Origin of the sequence: Sphingomonas sp., from assembly GCF_965248875.1 — a bacterium.
In the GTDB taxonomy this organism is placed as follows: Bacteria; Pseudomonadota; Alphaproteobacteria; order Sphingomonadales; family Sphingomonadaceae; genus Sphingomonas.
Genome location: NZ_CBDFKR010000011.1, coordinates 510,192 through 530,282 on the forward strand (window position 1 = coordinate 510,192; position 20,091 = coordinate 530,282).

20 protein-coding genes are annotated in these 20,091 nt (G+C 68.6%); 12 read left to right on the forward strand and 8 right to left on the reverse strand.

Annotated elements, in window-relative coordinates; all coding sequences use genetic code 11:
• Positions 1–81: 81 nt before the first annotated feature.
• Both ACP2AD_RS09365 and ACP2AD_RS09370 read left to right on the forward strand, forming a co-directional pair.
• Complete coding sequence (locus ACP2AD_RS09365; protein ID WP_425229801.1) at positions 82–717, forward strand: DUF6975 family protein; 636 nt, start codon at positions 82–84, stop codon at positions 715–717.
• A 77-nt stretch (positions 718–794) separates the two neighbouring features.
• On the forward strand, positions 795–1,649 hold the full coding sequence (locus tag ACP2AD_RS09370; protein ID WP_425229802.1) for an AAA family ATPase: 855 nt from the start codon (positions 795–797) through the stop codon (positions 1,647–1,649).
• A 24-nt stretch (positions 1,650–1,673) separates the two neighbouring features.
• Here the strand turns inward: ACP2AD_RS09370 and ACP2AD_RS09375 are convergent, their stop codons facing one another.
• Positions 1,674–2,051: a hypothetical protein gene (locus ACP2AD_RS09375; protein WP_425229803.1), complete on the reverse strand. Its 378-nt coding sequence runs from the start codon at positions 2,049–2,051 to the stop codon at positions 1,674–1,676.
• 159 nt (positions 2,052–2,210) lie between these two features.
• Positions 2,211–2,570, reverse strand: coding sequence for a hypothetical protein (locus ACP2AD_RS09380; RefSeq protein WP_425229804.1), 360 nt, complete (start codon positions 2,568–2,570; stop codon positions 2,211–2,213).
• 201 nt (positions 2,571–2,771) lie between these two features.
• Here ACP2AD_RS09380 and ACP2AD_RS09385 point away from each other — a divergent pair, with 201 nt between their 5' ends.
• Positions 2,772–3,311, forward strand: a complete 540-nt coding sequence (locus tag ACP2AD_RS09385) for a CHAP domain-containing protein (protein WP_425229805.1) — start codon at positions 2,772–2,774, stop codon at positions 3,309–3,311.
• A 21-nt stretch (positions 3,312–3,332) separates the two neighbouring features.
• Here the strand turns inward: ACP2AD_RS09385 and ACP2AD_RS09390 are convergent, their stop codons facing one another.
• The gene (locus ACP2AD_RS09390) at positions 3,333–4,721 is read right to left on the reverse strand and encodes a methyl-accepting chemotaxis protein (protein ID WP_425229806.1); all 1,389 of its coding nucleotides are present in this window, start codon (positions 4,719–4,721) and stop codon (positions 3,333–3,335) included.
• 77 nt (positions 4,722–4,798) lie between these two features.
• On the opposite strand from ACP2AD_RS09390, the gene ACP2AD_RS09395 reads away from it, so the two are divergent.
• Together ACP2AD_RS09395 and ACP2AD_RS09400 are read left to right on the forward strand one after the other, a co-directional pair.
• The gene (locus tag ACP2AD_RS09395) at positions 4,799–5,977 is read left to right on the forward strand and encodes a vWA domain-containing protein (RefSeq protein WP_425229807.1); all 1,179 of its coding nucleotides are present in this window, start codon (positions 4,799–4,801) and stop codon (positions 5,975–5,977) included.
• A gap of 50 nt (positions 5,978–6,027) precedes the next feature.
• Entirely contained in the window at positions 6,028–6,345 is a 318-nt protein-coding gene (locus tag ACP2AD_RS09400; protein WP_425229808.1) for a hypothetical protein, read from the forward strand.
• Positions 6,346–6,388: 43 nt separating this feature from the next.
• Here ACP2AD_RS09400 and ACP2AD_RS09405 read toward each other — a convergent pair whose 3' ends face one another.
• Both ACP2AD_RS09405 and ACP2AD_RS09410 read right to left on the reverse strand, forming a co-directional pair.
• Positions 6,389–7,585, reverse strand: a complete 1,197-nt coding sequence (locus tag ACP2AD_RS09405) for an exo-beta-N-acetylmuramidase NamZ family protein (RefSeq protein WP_425229809.1) — start codon at positions 7,583–7,585, stop codon at positions 6,389–6,391.
• The gene (locus ACP2AD_RS09410; RefSeq protein WP_425229810.1) at positions 7,582–8,109 is read right to left on the reverse strand and encodes a DOMON-like domain-containing protein; all 528 of its coding nucleotides are present in this window, start codon (positions 8,107–8,109) and stop codon (positions 7,582–7,584) included. Before ACP2AD_RS09410 ends, ACP2AD_RS09405 begins: the two co-directional genes overlap by 4 nt.
• 143 nt (positions 8,110–8,252) lie before the next feature.
• On the opposite strand from ACP2AD_RS09410, the gene ACP2AD_RS09415 reads away from it, so the two are divergent.
• From ACP2AD_RS09415 to ACP2AD_RS09435, 5 genes are all read left to right on the forward strand, one after another.
• Positions 8,253–9,212, forward strand: coding sequence for a hypothetical protein (locus tag ACP2AD_RS09415; protein WP_425229811.1), 960 nt, complete (start codon positions 8,253–8,255; stop codon positions 9,210–9,212).
• A 55-nt stretch (positions 9,213–9,267) separates the two neighbouring features.
• Positions 9,268–10,611, forward strand: a complete 1,344-nt coding sequence (gene rimO, locus ACP2AD_RS09420) for a 30S ribosomal protein S12 methylthiotransferase RimO (protein ID WP_425229812.1) — start codon at positions 9,268–9,270, stop codon at positions 10,609–10,611.
• Positions 10,612–10,688: 77 nt separating this feature from the next.
• Positions 10,689–12,083, forward strand: coding sequence for a serine hydrolase domain-containing protein (locus tag ACP2AD_RS09425; RefSeq protein WP_425229813.1), 1,395 nt, complete (start codon positions 10,689–10,691; stop codon positions 12,081–12,083).
• Positions 12,080–13,462, forward strand: a complete 1,383-nt coding sequence (locus tag ACP2AD_RS09430; protein ID WP_425229814.1) for a leucyl aminopeptidase family protein — start codon at positions 12,080–12,082, stop codon at positions 13,460–13,462. The genes ACP2AD_RS09425 and ACP2AD_RS09430 overlap by 4 nt, the downstream gene beginning before the upstream one ends.
• Before the next feature lie 90 nt (positions 13,463–13,552).
• Positions 13,553–14,725 carry a hypothetical protein gene (locus ACP2AD_RS09435; RefSeq protein WP_425229815.1) on the forward strand — a complete coding sequence of 391 codons (1,173 nt, stop codon included), beginning with the start codon at positions 13,553–13,555 and terminating at the stop codon, positions 14,723–14,725.
• Between the two features lie 22 nt (positions 14,726–14,747).
• Here ACP2AD_RS09435 and tpiA read toward each other — a convergent pair whose 3' ends face one another.
• The gene (gene tpiA / locus ACP2AD_RS09440) at positions 14,748–15,485 is read right to left on the reverse strand and encodes a triose-phosphate isomerase (RefSeq protein WP_425229816.1); all 738 of its coding nucleotides are present in this window, start codon (positions 15,483–15,485) and stop codon (positions 14,748–14,750) included.
• 113 nt (positions 15,486–15,598) lie between these two features.
• Between tpiA and ACP2AD_RS09445 the strand changes: the two genes are divergently transcribed.
• Both ACP2AD_RS09445 and ACP2AD_RS09450 read left to right on the forward strand, forming a co-directional pair.
• On the forward strand, positions 15,599–17,563 hold the full coding sequence (locus ACP2AD_RS09445) for a SurA N-terminal domain-containing protein (protein WP_425229817.1): 1,965 nt from the start codon (positions 15,599–15,601) through the stop codon (positions 17,561–17,563).
• Positions 17,564–17,567: 4 nt separating this feature from the next.
• Entirely contained in the window at positions 17,568–19,085 is a 1,518-nt protein-coding gene (locus tag ACP2AD_RS09450) for an anthranilate synthase component I family protein (RefSeq protein WP_425229818.1), read from the forward strand.
• A 25-nt stretch (positions 19,086–19,110) separates the two neighbouring features.
• Here ACP2AD_RS09450 and ACP2AD_RS09455 read toward each other — a convergent pair whose 3' ends face one another.
• Both ACP2AD_RS09455 and ACP2AD_RS09460 read right to left on the reverse strand, forming a co-directional pair.
• Positions 19,111–19,515 carry a hypothetical protein gene (locus ACP2AD_RS09455; RefSeq protein WP_425229819.1) on the reverse strand — a complete coding sequence of 135 codons (405 nt, stop codon included), beginning with the start codon at positions 19,513–19,515 and terminating at the stop codon, positions 19,111–19,113.
• 55 nt (positions 19,516–19,570) lie between these two features.
• Positions 19,571–20,044, reverse strand: coding sequence for a vgr related protein (locus tag ACP2AD_RS09460; protein ID WP_425229820.1), 474 nt, complete (start codon positions 20,042–20,044; stop codon positions 19,571–19,573).
• Positions 20,045–20,091: the final 47 nt, after the last annotated feature.

A 20,091-nucleotide genomic window follows, 5' to 3' on the forward strand; every position in this document is an offset into this window, starting at 1 on the left:
TTACGCGCTTCGGTATAGATAGCGGGCGGACAGGGATGCTGCCGGACCAGATCGGCATCTCCGTGAGGAAGCACCGAGCCGATGTCGCACGCTCATGCACTATCATCCGACGGCGGTGCAGGGGCAACGCTGCGCCGGCTGCTCGCTGCCGACGGCACCGCCGCGCATGCCTATGCCGCCGCCCTAGCAGCGCCGCGTGCCCCTGCCCGCGACCTCGGCGATGCAATCCACGCGCTGTGCACGGTGCACGGGCACCATCCGGATCTGCTCGCCGTCGCCGCGGCACTGGGCGACACGGGGGACGCACATTCATGGCTAGCGGAGGCGGCCGCAGGCTTTACCGCGGAGCGTGCCGTACTCGCGCAGCTGGTCGCGGCGGCGGGACCGCTGCCCTCGACGCCCGGCCAGGCGGAGACATCCGCGGCACTCACCGCCGAGCGGCACGCGATGGAGATGCTTGCCCGGTCCGAGCGTGTGGGCGTCGCGCTTGGCGCCGCCGCTGCGCTGGTCGGCGACTGGCAGCCGGTGCGCGCCGTTCTCGCCCGGGCGGCCGAGCGGTTCGGCATCACCTTGCCGGCGACGATGCTGCCGCCCGTCGATGCGGTGCTCGCCCGGGTCCCGGAGCGCGCCGCCGCGTTCGGCGCACAACAGCTGCTCGCCCAGCATCGCGGATTGTGGAGCCTGCTCGAAGCGCGCAGCAGCGCCCGCAGCCAGTGAACCGGGCATTCAACGGGTTGCACCCGGCAACCCCTTAGGCCAAGCGCGTCCCCGTTGATCCAAACGGGTAGGCCGAGATGAAGCGCTTCGAAGGTACGCAGGATTATGTCGCGACCGACGACCTGAAGGTCGCGGTCAACGCCGCCGTAGCGCTCCGCAGGCCGCTGCTGGTCAAGGGCGAGCCCGGTACCGGCAAGACCGTGCTGGCGCACGAGATCGCCAAGGCGGTCGGCGCCGAGCTGATCGAGTGGAACGTCAAGTCAACCACCAAGGCGCAGCAGGGATTGTACGAATATGACGCGGTCGCCCGGCTGCGCGACGGCCAGCTCGGCGACGAGCGCGTCCACGACATTTCCAACTACATCCGTCGCGGCAAGCTGTGGGAGGCGTTCACCCGCCCCGCCGCGCCGGTGCTGCTGATCGACGAGATCGACAAGGCCGATATCGAGTTTCCCAACGACTTGTTGCAGGAACTCGATCGGATGGAGTTCCACGTCTACGAGACGAAGGAGACGGTGCGCGCGGCCGAGCGCCCGATCGTGGTCATCACCAGCAACAACGAGAAGGAGCTACCCGACGCCTTCCTGCGCCGCTGCTTCTTCCACTACATCAAGTTCCCCAACCGCGAGACGATGCAGGCGATCGTCGACGTCCACTTCCCGGGCATCCAGCGGCTGCTCGTCGCCAAGGCGATGGACATCTTCTACGACGTGCGGGAGGTGCCCGGCCTCAAGAAGAAGCCGTCTACCAGCGAGCTGCTCGACTGGCTCAAGCTGCTGCTCCACGAGGACATGCCGCTAGAGGTGCTCCAGAACCGCGATCCCACCAAGGCGATCCCACCGCTCCACGGCGCTCTGCTCAAGAACGAGCAGGACGTGATGCTGTTCGAGCGGCTCGCCTTCATGGCCAAGCGGCAGGCGAACCGGGGCTGATCCCCGGAGCCTGCCGCCCTTCAGCTACTCAACGAAGCGGAAACGCGAAATCCGGCAGACGTTGACGCCGTGCTTGATGCTGTTGTCGCCGTCGGAGAAGTTCGCCTTGAAATCGAACATGCACGCGCAGGTGCCGTCATCCCAATTGACCATCACCGCGTCGCCCGGGCGCAGCACGCGCTCGCCGAGCACATCTTCTTCCCAGGTGCGGCGGCTGGTGTTCGACCCGAACAGGCGCTCGATAGTATAACGCGTGGCGTTGATCATCCGCACGCGGCGGTCCTTGCCGTCGCGGCACCCGCTGGGCGGCGTCGCATGCGCCTGATTGAGGGTAGGCAGCGGCACGACGGCGGCGGTGGATAGCAGGGCGGCACACGCGGCGGCCGCGACCAGATGCTTCATAACGACGAACTCCCTGTTGACTCCCGGACCCCTTTGAAAAGGGATCGACAAGCTGAACCCGGATGGCGGATCAGGCAAGGGCGAGGCCCCGGATCGACGAAAGGAGCGACCGACGGTTTCCCATCGCCGGTCGCCCTCCACCCCCACCACGTGCGACGATTATTCGCCGAAGGTGTACTCGGTGATTCGGCAGACATCGATGCCGCGCCGTTCGTTGCTGTCACCGCCCGAATAAACAGCCTTGAAATCGAACGCGCAGGCGCAGCTGCCGTCATCCCAGTTGATGGTGATCGCCGCGCCGGGCCGGAGCACCTGGTCGCCCAGCACATCCTCCTCCCAGCTGCGGCGATTGACGTTCGAGCCGTAAAGGTTCTGGATGGTCTGGCCGGATGCGTTGATCATCCGTACCCGGCGGTCCTTGCCGTCGTTGCACGTAAGCGAAGGCGCGGGTGCGGCATGGGCAATGGCCAGCGTCGGTAGCGGCACGACGGCGGCGGTGGCGAGCAGCGCGGCGGACACGGCCGCCCCGGCGATGTGGTTGAACATATGAGACTCCCTGTTGGCCTCCGCATACCCCCGGAGACGTAAGCCAATCTTGCGCCAATTGCGCGCTTCAGCAAGTTACATTTGCGGTCAGGGGAACGGCACCCGGCCCGCATTCATCTTTATTTTACCGCGATCAGTAAGAGGGGTGATCTGGCAGCATGGTAAATGATCGGTATGCGTAGCGTTTTGCCCGCTCTAGCCTTGATGATCGCCGGCTCGATCGCGGCGCCGGCGGCGGCTGCGTCGCTGCTGGACTATGTCGGCCAGTGCGTGCCCTTCGCCCGCGCGGCGTCGGGCATCCAGATCTACGGTGATGCCTGGACCTGGTGGGATCAAGCTGACGGCCGCTATGACCGGGGTCATCGGCCGCGGCCGGGCGCGGTGGTGGTGTTCGCCCGCAACGAACGGTTGCCGCTCGGTCATGTCGCGGTGGTAAGCCGGGTCGTCGAGACGCGTGTGGTGCTGTTGACCCACGCCAACTGGTCGCGTTTTAACGGTGCGCGGGGTCATGCCGAGCAGGACGTGACATTGTTCGACGTATCGCCTCGCAACGACTGGAGCGAGGTCCGTGTCTGGTTTCGCGACTCGGACGGACTGGGGAACTCGGTCTATCCGGTCGACGGCTTCATCTACGGGGGGGGGGCGGCGGCGAGTGAGCTGACGGGGCGCAGCCCCGATTATGTTGGAGCGCTGATCGACGCTTACGGGCGCTGATATCTCTTCGCCCGGGATCGGTCAGGCATCCCGGTAAGCGATCTCGAAATTGCCCCATCGCCGTCCGTCAAAGAACAGCGGTACGAACACGCTCTTGACCATCGTCCGCTGCGACGATCGCTCCAGCTGGTACACCGACATGCTGAACGAGTCGGTCGAATCGATTGCGCGTTGCGTTGCGGGATCCATGAAGATTCGCCGGTTGCGGCAATGCATGTCGTTCCAGGCGGCGTCTCCCGGCCGCGGCGGCAGCGAGCGCTCGGATACATGCGTCGGCAGATAGCCGTTGACGTCGGAGATTACCGATCCCTCGATCCGCGCGTCGGATTTCGCGACCTGGTCGATGATTGCGCGGACCTGCGCATCGGCGAAGTCGGCGAATCGTGTGTCGAACCGCTCGGGGTCCGAGCCGCGGATCAGCCGGTAGGCGGTGTCGAACACGCTGGCGCGATCGATCTCGCCACGCGCGATCGCCGCGTCGACGATCTCCTGCACTGCGTCGCGCCCGGCGATCGCGATCTCGACGAACCGCTGGTCGTCCCGCGCGAAGCCGCCGACCACCAACCGGTCGAACATGCGGTTCGACAGCACTTCCAGCTCGGTGATGTTACGCTCGGCCTCCCCCAGCTGCTCGCCGTTGGCGCGAGCGTCGCGGACGAACCCGTCCAGCCCGTCGCGCACGCGAGTGACGCCCGCCTGCACCCGGCCGGTCGAGCGAACCATGTCGTGCGACTGCTGCGTCACCAGTTCCGCCAGTCGCGACACTTCGCCCAACACGCCGTCGACCGCGCCGAAGCGGTCCTGCGCCGCGCGTGCCTGATCGACGCCGGCGCCCAGGTCGGCGGCAATTCCATTCGCCTCCTGATGCAGCGAGGCGATCCGCGTGCCGATTGCGTCATTGGCGATACGGGTGGAGGCCGCGAGTCGCTTCACCTCATCGGCGACGACGGCGAAGCCGCGCCCGGTATCCCCGGCCCGGGCCGCCTCGATCGTGGCGTTCAGCGCCAGGACGTTGGTCGTCCGCGCCAGCACATCAATATCGGCGGTGACGCGGCGAACGTCCTCCATGGCGATCGCAAAACGCTGGACGTGCTCGCCCAGCCTGACAACCAGCCCGGTCAAGGAGCCGAAATCCTCCATCGCGTCGGCGATCATCGCAGTGCCGGCACGAACATTGGCGCTGGACTGGTCGGCGACCGCGCGTGCGTCGAGCACGGAGGCGGCGGTCTGCACCTGCTCGGCCGAGACCTGCTCTGTCACCTCCTGCAGGGTCGCAAGCTTGGCCAGCTGATCGCGAATGGTTTCGGACACGCGAGTCATGTGGCCGTGCGCCTCGGTCGCACCGATCGCGACTGCGCCGCACTGGCGCGCCATGTCGTCGATCGCCCTCGCGTCCGCGCCGATCGCCATGCTAGATGCGGGGTCCGACATTCACGATCGCGCTAGCCGCCCCCTGGTTAGCACCGCGTTAAGCCTGGAGCGCACCCTTGTTCCTCAACTTCCTCGACGAACTGCGCGGCGCCGGTATCCCGGCGAGCCTCAAGGAACATCTGATCCTGCTGGAGGCGCTGGAAAGCGATGTCATCGAGCGGACGCCCGAGGAGTTCTATTACCTCGCGCGCGCGACCTATGTGAAGGACGAGGGGCTGCTGGACCGCTTCGACCAGGTCTTCGCTAAGGTTTTTCGGGGCATCGCCACCACCTTCGGGCAAACCGAATCGGAAATTCCCGCCGACTGGCTGAAGGCGGTCGCCGAGAAGTTCCTGACGCCCGAAGAGATGGAGGAGATCAAGTCGCTGGGCTCTTGGGACGAGATCATGGAGACGCTTAAAAAGCGGCTTGAGGAACAGCAGGGCCGGCATCAGGGTGGCAACAAATGGGTCGGCACCGGGGGCACCTCGCCCTATGGCAACAGCGGCTACAACCCGGAAGGCGTCCGCATCGGCGGCGAGAGCAAGCACAAGCGAGCGCTCAAGGTCTGGGACCAGCGCACGTTCAAGAACCTCGACTCCACCCGCGAACTGGGTACCCGCAATATCAAGATCGCGCTCCGCCGCCTGCGGCGCTTCGCGCGCGAGGGCGCGGCCGACGAGCTTGACCTCGACGCAACAATCGAGGGCACTGCGAGGCAGGGCTGGCTCGACATCCACATGCGCCCGGAGCGACACAACGCCGTCAAGCTGCTGCTCTTCCTAGACATCGGCGGGTCGATGGATCCCTTTGTCAAGCTCTGCGAGGAGCTGTTTTCGGCGGCGACAAGCGAGTTCAAGAACTTGGAGTTCTTCTACTTCCACAACTGCCCGTACGAGGGCGTGTGGAAGGATAACCGCCGCCGCTTCACCGAGCGAACGCCGCTGTGGGACGTGCTCCACAAATACGGGCACGACTACAAGCTGGTGCTGGTCGGCGACGCCAGCATGAGCCCCTATGAGATCACCCACCCGGGCGGCTCGGTCGAACATTTCAACGAGGAAGCGGGCGCGGTGTGGATGCACCGCCTCACCACCACCTACCCCGCCGCGGTGTGGCTCAACCCGGTGCCCGAACAGCAATGGGGCTATTCGCAGTCGGTCAAGATCGTCCGCGAACTGATGACCAACCGCATGTACCCCCTCTCGCTCAACGGCCTGGACGATGCGATGCGCGAGCTGACGCGCAAGCGCTAGGAACATCCGGGATGGGCTTTGAGTTGTGATGGGAAGGAACGGAGTTCTTCATGTCCAGCATTCCCAACGCCAAGATGAAGCACGCGCATGTCCCCGACGCGGATCAGGCACGCCCCGCGCCTAAGGCCGTAAAGGAGAAAAAGGGTGCGTCGCTGAGCGATCGCGCCAAAGGTCTGGGTGAGCGCGCGCAGGATCTGGCCGAGGAGGCGGTCGACGCGGTCAAGGCGCGGCCGAAGACTGCCGCGGCGATCGGCGCGGGCCTCGTTGCCGGCGCCGCCGCGCTGGTCGGCGCCGCGACCGGCGCGTTCAAGGGCGAGGACAAAAAGCCGTCTGCAAAAAAGCCGCCCAAGAAGACGAAGAAGGACTGAACGGCCTGCAGTGCGCGCCTACGCGAGGCCGCAACTATGACCGTCAGTACAGCAGCGCGCCTCTCCGCTCCTCGAACCAGGCACTCTCGTCCGCCGCAGCCAGCGCCTCGAGATCGCCCGCCCCCGCTGCAGGATCGTCAACCCATGTCCGCAGACCCGGACCGCCGTTGATAACGTCGATCGCCAGCCTGCCGAACTCATATTCGTAAGCGAAATCGCGCCACAGGGGATAATCCGGCCGCAGCGTCCGGATCGCCTTGAACGCCGCCGCCTGCAGCCGCCACGGGCGAAACGCGGCATGGTTGTACCCGCCGCCCTCGGCGTGGATGAACAACCCGGCGCAGAGCGCGCTTGCGTGCTTGTGGAAGGTCGGCTGGAACCAGATCGGCCGCAGCGTGCATCCCGCCAGCCAGTCCGGCGCGATCCGCCGCATCGCCGCCAACAGCTCGCCCGCATCAAGATCGGGCGCGCCGAACAGCTCCAGCGGCCGCGTCGTCCCCCTGCCTTCCGATAGCGTGGTGCCCTCCAGCATCACCGTCCCGGCATAGGCGCGCGCCATGTTGACGGTGGCGGCGTTGGGCGACGGGTTGATCCACACGCGCTCGGGCGGCCAGCCGAACCCCGGCGCCTCGTCAGGCCGCCAGCCATCCATCGCGATCACGCACAGATCGACGTCGAGCCCCAAGCGCGCTGCGAACCAACGCGCCATCTCGCCCAGCGTCAGCCCGTGCCGCATCGGCATCGGCCCTGCGCCGACGAAGCTCTCCCACCCGGACAGCAGCGTCGTCCCCTCCACCGGCCGCCCTGTCGGGTTGGGCCGGTCGAGCACCCACACGGCCTTGCCGTGCTCGGCGCACGCTTCCAGCACGTAGAGCAATGTCGTCACGAAGGTGTAGATGCGGCAGCCGACATCCTGCAGATCGACCAGCAGCACGTCGAACGTGCCCATCCAATGCCCGCGCGGCCGCCTGACCTCGCCATACAGGCTGAAGACCGGGACACCATAGACCGGGTCGGTGTAGTCGGGCGACTCCATCATATTGTCCTGGAGGTCGCCGCGCACGCCGTGCTGCGGCCCGAACATCGCGGTGATCTTCACCCCCGCCGCGACCAGCGCGTCGAGCGAATGGGTGAGGTCCACGGTAACCGACGCGGGATGCGCCAGCAGTGCCACGCGCTTGCCCTCCAACGGGTTGCGGAGGTCGGGCTCAGCGAGGAGCCGGTCGATGCCGAACTTCATGACACGTCCGGTGGCGGCAGCCGCGCCGCGAAGCAAGCCGCGTGGTGGAAATCGGGCGCGCCGGGCGGGTGGGCCAGGCTCCAATAGGATTTGGTCCCGCCGGCCTCCTCGATCACCGCGCTCAGCGCCATCGCCATATCGCCGCGCGGCAGTCCCGTCAGGTCGAGCGCCACCGCTACCCCGTCGGACGTCGGCGCGACCTGCGGCGGCACGGCGAGCGGCAGGTCCGCCATGCCCTCTCGATAGCCGTCGAACGCATAGGCCGCCCATTGTGTCGACGGCGAGAAGTTGAACTCGACATAACGCTCACCATCGTCGAACCGGAGGAACAGCTCGAAACAGGTCGTCCGCCACAACCCCTCGGTGCGGTCGGGGGCGGCGGGGGTCGGCCAACGCACGGCCGCCGCCCCCTCCACCCGATATGCAAGGGTCAGCACATCCTGCGTCCGCCGTAACGTCGCGGCGACGGCCTTGACGCGTGCAGCAGGGATGTCAGGATGCGGCAGCAGACGGAACTCGGACACCAGCCACCCTTAGCAGGACGGCGTCCGGCAAGCACTGTACCGCTTCGCGACAACCGTGCGCTCAACCCGCCCGCCACGTCGCTTCCATCCTATCCGCGGCCGCCTTCCCGGCTTTTGCTGCGATCGTCGGTCTGGAGAGGCGCATGCTCGAACATCAACTCAAATTGATGGTCTTTATCCAACCGTTGGCGCAGGGACAGGAAGTCAAATCGGGGACCCCGGCGTTCAAGCCGCCCTACACCCGCGCCAGCGCCGACGCCGCCATCGCCGACAAGGCCAATCCGATCGTGGACAACCCGCTGTTCGCAAAGCTGACCGGACGCACGCACCGCCAGCTTCTCGAAAAGTGGATCAGCGACAAGACCACGACCTGCAACGACTTTGTCACCCAATGCGGGATCGCGATGGGGTTCACGGGCCTCGATGTCGGGGGAAAGGACAAATACGGCGTCGGACGATTCGACATCGCCGATATCCTGACCAGGCTCGGGCTGGCGCATTGCTGGGTGCCAGCGTCGAGCGGCGCGACGCCCGAATATGGCGACCCGTTCCGCGTCTACGCCGCCAACGCTAAGGACCCGAACGGGCTCGCGACGCTCCATATGGGCGTGTTCCTGTGGTCTGACACCGATGGCTGGCATACCGTCGAGGCGGGTCAGGGTGGCCCCAGCTCTGGCTATGACTCCGTCAAGATGCTGGTGCGACCTGGCGGGATGCCGGCCTCGGTTAGTGGCTGGGTCAGCATGCGCGCGCTGCTCGCGGCGGGGAAGCAGACCGACCCGTGGCTCGGCGGCTGGTGGGAAATCGACCAGCCCGGTTCCAGCCACAATTTCTATTATTTCGGCGCGGGCGGGAAGGTCGTGCATACGTCGCTCAGACCGGCGCACGGCAATGCGAAGCCGACGGGCGACATGACGACCGGCACCTATGAACGGCCGCCGCGGCATATGTACGATCTCAGGATTCGCTGGCCCGAAGAGAGTCTCGATGAGAGCTGGGCGTGCTGGAACGCGCTCAAGCCGCCGTTCCAGATGAACGGAACCGACTCCAAGGGCGTCAAGATGAAGGCGAAGCGGATCGGGGTGGACTTCAAGGATTTCTGACAAGGGCGAGGCGCTGGCAAAGCTGGGCGCACCCGCCTATGTCCGTGGCCCCGCCATGGCCACCGTCCTCCCCTCCCCGCCGCGCGTCGGCATGGTGTCGCTCGGCTGTCCCAAAAACCTGGTCGACAGCGAGCGTATCCTCACCCGACTGCGGGCGGAGGGCTACGCCATGTCGCCCGATTACGCCGGCGCCGACGTGGTGCTGGTCAACACCTGCGGCTTTCTCGACTCCGCCAAGGAGGAAAGCCTCGAGGCGATTGGTGAGGCGATCGCGGAGAACGGGCGCGTCATCGTCACCGGCTGTTTCGGCAAGGAGGCGAAGACGATCCGGGACCGTTTCCCCAACGTCCTCGCGATCACCGGCGCGCACGAGTACGAACAGGTCGTCGACGCCGTCCACGCCGCCGCGCCGATTGGCCGGTCGCCCTATCTCGACCTAATGCCCGGCGCCGCCGTCGAAGACACCGACCTCAAGCTGACGCCGCGCCATTACAGCTATCTGAAGATCAGCGAGGGCTGCAACCATCGCTGCGCCTTCTGCATTATCCCGCAGCTCCGCGGCGACCTCGTCAGCCGCCGCCCCGACGCGATCCTGCGCGAGGCGGAAAAGCTGGTCGCGGCGGGGACGAAGGAGCTGCTGGTCATCAGCCAGGATACCAGCGCCTATGGCATCGACATCCGCCGCGAGCCGCGCGCGTGGAGGGGCCGCGAGGTGGCACCCGCGATGACCGATCTCGCCCGCGAACTGGGCCGGATCGCTCCTTGGGTCCGGCTCCACTATGTCTATCCCTACCCGCACGTCGATGCGGTCATTCCGCTGATGGCGGAGGGGCTGGTGCTGCCCTATCTCGACATCCCCTTCCAGCACGCGGCGCCGGCGGTGCTGAAGCGGATGAAGCGCCCTGCCAACGACGCCAAGGTGCTGGAACGGCTCCGCAAGTGGCGCGCGGTCTGCCCGGACATCGCGATCCGCTCGACCTTCGTCGTCGGCTTTCCCGGCGAGACCGAAGCCGATTTCCAGTATTTGCTCGACTGGCTCGATGAGGCGCAGCTCGACCGCGTCGGCGCGTTCCGCTTCGAGCCGGTCGCCGGCGCCGCAGCGAACACGCTGCCCGACCAGGTGCCCGAGACGGTGAAGGAAGAGCGCTATGCCCGTATCATGGCGAAGACCGCCGCGATCAGCGCCGCCAAGCTGCAGGCGAAGATCGGCCGCGCGCTCCCCGTCATCATCGACGAAGTCGGCGACGAGGGCGGCGCCACCGGCCGATCGCAGGCCGACGCGCCCGAGATCGATGGCCAGGTGCTGCTCCGTGACGCGGGACACCTCCGTCCGGGCGACATCGTCAACGTCCACGTCGAAGACGCCGACGAGCACGACCTGTTCGCGGCGCCCGCCTGAGCGTGGGACACTCCTGCAAGGAGTACCCCCGTGCGTCCACGATTGCGCCTCCTCACCGCTTCTGCTTCGCTGCGACAATGCTTCTGAAACTGCTAGCCGCCCTCCTCGCCCTCCTCCCCGTCCCTGCTCTCGCCCAGGCGATCACGCCCGCGGAGCAGGCGCGGATCGACCGGCTGGTCGGAACGACCTTGCGCGACACCGGCGTCCCGTCCGCGTCCATCGCGGTGGTGCGAGGCGGGCGGATCGTGCTTGCCCGCGCCTATGGCAAGCAGTGCGAGGGCTGCGGCGCGCCCGACCCGCATCTGCCGTATCCGATCGCGTCCAATTCGAAGCAGTTCACCGCCGCGGCGATGCTGCTCCTCCAGGACGAGGGCAGGCTTCACCTCGACGACACGGTGTCGCGCTACCTTCCCGGCATCACCGGCGGCGACCGCATCACCCTGCGCCAGCTGTTGTCGCATACCGCCGGGCTGCAGGATTACTGGCCGCAGGACTACAGCTTCCGCGCGATGGCGACGCCGGTCACGCCGCAGCAGATCGTCGATCGCTGGGCGAAGCGGCCGCTCGATTTCGAGCCAGGCACGCAATGGCAATATTCCAATACCGGCTATGTCGTCGCGGGACTGATTGTCGAGCAGGTGGCGGGCGAGCCGCTGCTGTCGTTCCTGCAGCATCGTATCTTCGCACCACTCGGCATCCGGGCGGTGGATCAGGACTTGGCGGTCGGCCTCGGTTTCCCGCAGGGCTATGGCCGTCACGCGCTCGGCCCGGTCCGCCCCGCCACCCCCGCCGCACGCGGCTGGCTGTTCGCGGCGGGCGAACTAGCCATGTCGGCGGAGGACCTTGCGAAATGGGATGTCGCGCGGCTCAACCGCGCGGTGCTGCCCGCCGCCGACTGGCAGGCGCAGGAGACGCCGGTGCGGCTGACGGACGGGTCGACCAACGGCTATGGCATGGGCGTGTCGACCGGCAGCAACGACGGGCGGCGCTATATCGAGCATTCGGGCGAGGCCGTCGGTTTCTTGTCGGAGAACATTGTCTTCCCCGACCAGCACGCCGCGATCGTGGTGCTGACCAACAGCTGGTCGTCGGACAGTTTCATGCGCATCGCGCGGGGGCTGGCGCAGATCGTACTGCCGCCCGCGCCCGTCGCGGCGGAGGACAGCGTCGCGCTGGCTGCGGCGCGACGCATCTATGACCAGCTGCGTGACGGCACGCTCGATCGGACGGCGCTGACGGAGGACGCGAACTTCTACTTCACGCCTGCGACTCTGGCCGATTACCGCGCAAGCCTCCGCCCACTGGGCGCGCCGACCGCGTTCACACAGACCGGCAGGACGCGGCTGCGCGGCGGTTTTGTCAACCGGGTCTTCCGCATCACCTATCCTGGTCGCACGCTGGCGGTCAGCACCTATGCCGAGCCCGGCGCACACGGCCGGTTCGAACAATTCCTGGTGGCGTCAGCGCAATGAAATATGCCGACCTGCTCCAGCCCGACCGCGGCCAGCCCGCCCGCGGCATCCATGTCGTAAAGCCCGGCGAGTGGACCGGCTGGCTCACGGCGCAGCCTGCGCGCGCCCGCGCCGCCGTCGCTGCGCACGGCCTGACCGGCAAGCCCGGCGACAAGGCGATGCTGCCCGGCGACGGCACGGAGGACTGGTCGGCGGTGCTCGTCTGCGACGATCCGCCAAGCTCACCCTGGCGGTTCGCCTCGATGGGCGGGTTTCTGCCCGCCGGCAATTATCGGCTCGCTGGCGACCCCGGCGCGGGCGTGCTCGGCTGGCTGCTGGGTCAGTACCGCTTCAACCGGTACAAGCCGGCCAGCGATGCGGGGCCCCGCATACTCCTCACCCCCGACCCGGCGCGGATCGCGGAGACGGTCCGCCTCGCCGAGGCGACCGCGCTGGTCCGCGACCTGGTCAACACGCCCGCGTCCGACATGGGGCCTGCCGACATCGAAGCGCAGGCGGAAACGCTCGCCAACCGCCACGGCGCGCAGCTGACCGTGACCCGCGGCGACCCGCTCGCGATCGGCTACCCGATGATCCACGCGGTCGGCATGGCCGCGGCGAAGGACCGCCACCCGCGCCTGATCGAGCTTGAGTGGGGCGACCCCGCCCACGCGCGCGTCGCGATCGTCGGCAAGGGCGTGAGCTTCGACACCGGCGGCCTCGACATCAAGCCCGCGGCGGGCATGAAGCTGATGAAGAAGGACATGGGCGGCGCGGCGCATGCGCTGGCACTCGCCGGGCTGGTGATGGCGGCGGAGCTGCCGGTGCGGCTCCACCTGCTCATCCCGGCGGTGGAGAACAGCATCGCCGGCAACGCCTTCCGGCCGGGCGACGTGCTCCGCACGAGGCTGGGGCTGACGGTCGAGAACACCAACACCGACGCCGAGGGCCGTCTCATTTTGGGCGACGCGCTGACCAAGGCAGGCGAGGACAAGCCCGAGCTGATCCTCGACTACGCCACGCTGACCGGCGCCGCCCGCGTTGCGCTCGGCCCAGACCTGCCGCCGCTGTTCAGTAATGACGACGCTCTCGCCGAGGCGCTGCTCGCGGCGGGGGCCGCGCTTGGCGATCCTTTGTGGCGGATGCCGCTATGGAACGGCTACGACGCCGACCTCAAATCCGACGTCGCCGACCTGGTCAACGCGCCCGAAGGCGGCATGGCGGGCGCGATCACCGCCGCGCTCTTCCTCCGCCGTTTCGTGCCGAAGGACGTCGCCTGGGCGCACATGGACGTTTTCGCCTGGCGGCCGGCCGCAAGGGCAGGGCGGCCGAAGGGCGGCGACGCCTTCGGCCTGCGCGCCGCGTTTCAGGTGCTGAAGGACCGCTACGGCCGCGGCTGACGGCTCTCGACATGGCCGTCGAACCGGCGCAATCTCGTTTGACCGGGAAAGAACAAAAGGGTCGCGCACGAACTCGAACAGGGGGTGCGCATGCGCAGGACTATTCTTCTCACCGGCGCCGCGGCGGCCGGGATCGCCGCCTTTATGCTCGCCGGGGGCGGCGCGCAGACGGTGACCCCGCCAAAAGTGCGCTATTACATGGACGTCAGTACCGCGTCGGGCCCGCTCGCCGGCGGCCTGCGCGCGATGATGCGCGGCGGTGGTGAGAGCCGCAGCCTGACGCTCCGCCTCGGCTCGACGCTGCCGGCGAGCGACGGTGCGCCGCATGCAGACCATTTCCTGCCCGCCGGCGCGCAGATGGGCGCATCGGTGCCGCTGATCTCGCCGACCCCGACCGCCGCCGCGACGTCCGAGCCGACCACGCCCGGCGACAGCGAGCCGGGCCAGTATCGCCGACCGCAGGGTCGCCTGCTGATCTTCTGGGGCTGCGGCGCGCATGCCGGTCCGGGACAGCCGGTCATCATCGACTTCGCGCATCTGGGCGAGGGCCAGCTGCCGCCCAACCTCTTCACCGCAAACGTTCCGGTCGACCATCCGCCCAGCGCCGCAACCAGCCGCACCTTCGGCCAATATCCCATCGGCCGCGTCGCCAAGCCGCGCAACACATCATCGCTAATCGGCGATCACCGCGTCGCCGGCAATTATAGCCCCGCCATGGCCTTCAACGTCCAGCAGGATTTCCTGCCCGCGCTCAACGTCACCAGCGCCGCGCAGCCCGACGGGTCGTCGCTGCTCAGCTGGAACAGCGTCACTAACGCGACCGGCTATTACGCCTGGGCGTTCGGCAGCGGCCAGAATGGCGACGCGATCTGGTGGGCGTCGTCGTCGACGCGCGAGATGGGCGGCGGGCTGTGGGACTATGTCGCGCCTTCCGTCGTTGCACGGCTGGCGGCGCGTGGCACGGTGATGCCCGCCGCGCGCACCAGCTGCGCGATCCCGGCCGAGGCGAAGGGCAGCGGACAGCTCATCACCTTCATGACCGCGTTCGGGCCGGAGCTGAACTTCGCCTATCCGCCCCGCCCCGCCAACCCGCGCGTGCCTTGGCATCCCGATTGGGAGGCGAAAGTCCGGTACAAGTCGACGACGATGGTAGTGCCCGGTATGGGCGGCGCGGCGGGCGGACAGAACAACGGCCAGCAGCCCTGCCGTCCGAGCGTCGGCGGGATCATGGGCGGCATGCTCGGCCGCAGGCGCGGCTGCTGACCAGCGCGGTGCGGCGCTCCCGCTAGAGCGCCGCAGCCGCCGCGATGATCGGCACGAACTTCGCAGCTGTCAGGCTCGCGCCGCCGACCAGCGCGCCGTCCACATCGCTCGCGCCGATCAGGGCTGCGGCGTTGTCCGCCGTCACGGACCCGCCGTACAGCACCCGCACCCGCGCCGCCTCCTCCCCGCTCAGCCGCCTCAGCTCGGCCCGCACCGCGCCATGCATGGCCGCTACGTCGGCGACCGTCGGCGTCCGCCCCGTCCCGATCGCCCAGACCGGCTCATAGGCGACCGACAGCCAGTCGCCCGCCGCGCCTTCCGGCAGCGACCCGGCGAGCTGCGCCGTTACGACGCTCACCGCCTGCCCCGCATCCCGCTCCGCCAGCGTCTCGCCGACGCACAAGATGACATCGAGCCCGTGGCGCCGCGCCGCCTTCGCCTTGGCACGGACGATCGTGTCGGTCTCGTTGCAGTCCGCGCGCCGCTCGCTATGGCCAACGATCGTGAATCGCGCGCCGGCATCCCCGGCCTGCGCGGCGGAGACGCAGCCGGTATGCGCGCCCGCATCGGCGTGGTGCACGTCCTGCGCCCCGATCCCGAGTCCCGGGACGCGCTCCGCCGCCGCGGCGATGAGCGTGAACGGCACCGCCACCGCGACGTCGACCCCCTCGGCAACCATCGCCGCGATCGCGTCCAGCTCACCGAGCGATGCGCGCACGCCGTTCATCTTCCAATTCCCCGCCACCAGCTTGCGCCGCATCTCGGTCTCCTCGCGCGCCGTCGATAGCCCGCAACCGCCGCCGCACAAGCTTGAAGCACCGCGCCCGCCCCCGTAAGGCAATCCCGTTCTCACCGGCCGAAAGCTCCGCCCGCATGCTCTCCACCTTCCGCCGCCTGATCTATTCCAAGGCGGGCGCGATCGTCACGGGCGTGGTGCTGGTCCTGATCGCGCTGGCGTTCGCCGGTGGCGACGTCTCGTCACTGCGGTCGCAGGGGCTGGCGGCGCTGGGCGGCAGCGGCAGCGGCAGCGACGCCGCGCGGGTCGGCAATGTCCGTATCGACGCGGCCGAGCTGACCCGGCGCGCGCAACAGGATCTCGCCAATTTCCGTGCGCAGCAACCGACGCTGACAATGGCGCAGTATATTGCGGGGAACGGCCTCGACGGCACGCTCCAGCGGCAACTTAGCGGATTGGCGCTGGAGCAGTTCGGGCACAGCCAGGGCATGCGCATTTCCAAACGAGCGGTTGATGGCCAGATCGCGTCCTTTCCCGGCCTGCAGGGCCCAAACGGTGAGTTCGACCCGACCATCTTTCGACAGGTGCTCGCGAACCAGAAGATCAGCGAGCGCGACTTCCGCGCCGACCTCGGCCGCGATCTGCTGACCCAGGCGCTGACGATCCCGCTGAGCCGCATCCAGACCGTGCCGCAACAGCTGGCGGTTCCCTATGCCGATCTGCTGCTGGAGCGGCGGCAGGGGTTGATCGCCTTTGTGCCCACCCAAGCGATGACCGCAGGTCCCCCGCCGACCGAGGCGGAACTGCAGAGCTTCTACACGCGGAACATCGCGCGCTACACCGTGCCCGAGCGGCGCGTCATCCGCTATGCGCGCGTCACGCCCGAGCGCGTGCAGGCGCAGGCAGCGCCGGGCGAGGCGGAAATCGCCGCGGCGTACAATGCCGACCGGCTGAGATATGCGCCGACCGAGCAGCGCACGGTGACGACCGTGGTGGTGCTCGACGCTGCCGGGGCCGCGCAGCTCGCCGCCAAGGTGAAGAACGGCCAGTCGCTTGCCGCCGCCGCCGCCGCGGCGGGGCTGTCCTCCTCGGTCAAGGCCGGCCTGACCCGGGCGGCGCTCGCAACCCAGACCTCAACCGCGGTCGCCGACGCGGTGTTTGGCGCAGCGAACGGCGCCGTCGTCGGCCCGATCCGCGGCGGTATCGGTTTCACCGTCGCGCATGTCGACCGCGTCGCACAGGTCGCGGGCAAGACGCTGGCGCAAGCGCATGGCGAGATCGCCGCCGCGCTGCGCGCGCAGAAAACGGCGGAAGCGCTCGGCACGCTGCACGAGCAGCTGGACGACGCGCTGGCCGATCACGGCACCTTCGACGAGCTGGCGCGCGACAAGGGGCTGCAGGCGCAGGTCACCGCCGGGTTGCTTCCCAACGGCACCGATCCCGATCACCCGGGCCAGCCCGATCCTGCGCTGACGCCGCTGGTGCAGGCGGTCTATCAGATGCAGGCTGGCGACGAGCCGCTGCTGGTGCCGACCGGCGCCGACGGCAGCTTCGCGCTGGTTGCGCTGGGACAGGTGGTGCCCGCGACGGCGCGGCCGCTCGCGACGGTGCGCAACGACGTTCAGCGGGATGTCGCGGGCGAGCGCGCGGTGCTGGCCGCCCGCCGGGTGGCCGGGCAGATCCTGCAGCGCGTCAACGCCGGCCAGACCCTGCAACAGGCATGGACCTCGACCGGATTGTCCGCGGCGGGGCCGAAGCCGATCAGCGCCAGCCGCGACGATGTCGATCGCGCCCAGGGGCCGACCAAACAGCCACTGGCGCTGATGTTCGCGATGGCGCCGGGCACGACCAAGCTGCTCGAAGCGCCCGGCGGCGCAGGCTGGGCAGTGATCCGGCTCAACGCGATCCAGCGCGGCGATGCGTCGCACGACGTCGCGCGGGTCAACGCCGTGCGGCAGGCGTTCGGCGGGCTGATCGGGCGCGAATATGCCGAACAGTTCGCCCGCGCGGCGCAACGCGAGGTCGGCACCTCCACCAACCCTGCCGTCGTGGCGAGGGTCAGGGCGCAGCTGCTCGGTCAAGGTGGCTCCGGCGGCAACTAAACGCATGACCGTGTGCCCCGAGCCGATCGCAGCGCAGGCGCACACTGCGACGCTCGCCGCTGGCCGTCCAGCGCTGATCTGGCGGCGGCAGGTCGCCGACACGGAAACCCCGGTCGCCGCGGCGCTCAGGCTGATCGAGCCCGGACGCGGCGACTTCCTGCTCGAATCGGTAGAGGGCGGCGCGATCCGCGGACGGCACAGCCTGCTCGGGCTCGCGCCGGACCTCGTCTTCCGGGCGCAGGGCGATGCCGCCGAGATCAACCGCCACTGGGCTACTGACCGCGACTCGTTCGTTGCCGCCGGACCGACGCTGGCGGCGCTGCGCACGTTGGTCGCCGAATGCCGTGCCCACGTCCCATCCGCGCTGCCCCGCGCGCTCGCCTGCTTGGTCGGTTATTTCGGATACGAAACGATCGGCTTGGTCGAGCGGCTGCGGCAGCCCGAGGCCGACCCGCTCGGCCTGCCCGATATGCTGTTCGTCCGCCCCACGGTGCTGCTGGTGTTCGACCGCCTGGCCGATGCGCTTTTCCTTGTCGCGCCCGCTTGGCCCGACGCCGCGCGCGACCCCGCCGCGATCGTCGCCGAGGCCGAGGAGCGCCTCGACGCCACCGCTGCGCGACTCGCAGGAACGCCGCTCGCCGCCCCGGTCCGTGCCGAGGCGCCCGAGCCCGCCTACGTCCCGGCGATGCCGCCCGCGCACTACGCAACGATGGTCGCGCGGGCGAAGAGCTACATCGCTGCGGGCGACATCTTCCAGGTCGTCCTCGCCCAGCGCTTTGCCGCCCCCTTCGCGCTGCCCCCGTTCGAACTCTACCGATCGCTCCGCCGGATCAACCCGTCACCGTTCCTCTATCATCTGGACCTGCCCGGCTTCGCGCTGATCGGCTCCAGCCCCGAAATCCTGGTCCGCGTCCGCGACGGCGAGATCACCGTGCGCCCGATCGCCGGCACCCGCCCCCGCGGCCGCACCGCCGGCGAAGACGAGATCAACCGCGCCGAACTGCTCGCCGACCCAAAAGAGCGCGCCGAGCATCTGATGCTGCTCGACCTCGGCCGCAACGACGCGGGGCGGGCGGCGGTGGCAGGCAGCGTGCGCGTGACCGAAAGCTACACGGTCGAGCTCTACAGCCACGTCATGCACATCGTGTCGAACGTGGTGGCGGCGCTAGCGCCCGGCCGCGATGCGCTCGACGCGCTGTTCGCCGGTTTTCCGGCGGGGACGGTCAGCGGCGCGCCCAAGGTCCGCGCCTGCGAGATCATCGCCGAACTGGAGCCCGAACGGCGCGGCGCCTATGCTGGCGGCGTCGGCTATTTCTCGCCCGACGGCTCCCTCGACTCGTGCATCGTGCTCAGGACCGCGGTGGTGAAGGACGGCTTCATCCATGCCCAGGCCGGGGCAGGGATCGTGGCCGACAGCGATCCTGCGTCGGAACAGCGGGAGTGCGAAGCAAAGGCCGGTGCGATCCTGGCGGCCGCGCGGGACGCCGTGGCGCGAGCGGGCGAAGCAGGCTGGGGCCAGTAAGGCCGCCCCTCTCGACGGTGGCGAGCTACTGCCCGGTGGCCGGTCCGCGACCCGTGACGTTCCCCGCGCGCTTCTCCGCCGCATAGGCCCGCGCGGCCGCCAGCGCACAGCCGCTTTGCCCGCCCGTGCCGATCGGCGAGCAGGTGTCGGGAAGCCCGGCCGCCACCCGGCTTTCCTGATCCACATCAGCCGCGCGGGCCGCCCAGCTCTGATTGGCGGCGGTCACCGGCCCGTCGTCGCGCAGCGCTCGCGGGATACGGTAAGGCTCTTCGGCGAAAGAACAAACCACCACCTCGCCGGCCACCGTCGAACGGGGACAGGCCTGACCGCGCTGGATCGTCACGCTGCGGATGCGCTGCGGGGTCGGCGAGCCCTGCGCGGTCGCGAGCGCAGGCACGACGATCAGGATGGCGGCAGCGAGGCGTAGCATAAGCAAAAGCTCCTTTGCCCCGCCCAACGCGCGGACGGTGTGTCGGGTCCGCAGTTCAGCTTGGCAGAAACGGGATCACCGCGCGATAATCCGCCGCCCGCCCGCTGCCGCGCCACGCCGCCCGATGCTGCGTCAGGCGATACCAGTCCTCGACGATCGCCGCCTGCTGCTCGATCCCGTAGCGTTCGAACGGCTTGAGCGGATCAAGCGCGCCATACTGATAGTTCCGCTCCCAGAACCCGCGCGGGATCACCCACTGCCCGGTCTGATGCTGCCAGACATGGACCAGCTCGTGGATCAGCCAGGCCATATTGTCCCAGCTGATTGAAAAATCGGGTAAATGGTCCTCCGGCCGGAAGTGGATCGCGCCCCACGGCGTCACCGCGGTCCGCTTCGTCTGCATCGGCACGAACGGCCGCGCGAAGACCCGCACGCGCACCCAGTCGATCGCATCGCCGAACACCGCGCGCGCAGCGACGAGCTCGCCGGGCGCAAGGCCGCGCGGCAGCGTTCTGTTCCACGAAGCCATGACGCCCGCCGCTATGGAGCGACGGGCGCGCTTGCAACCCCGCCCCC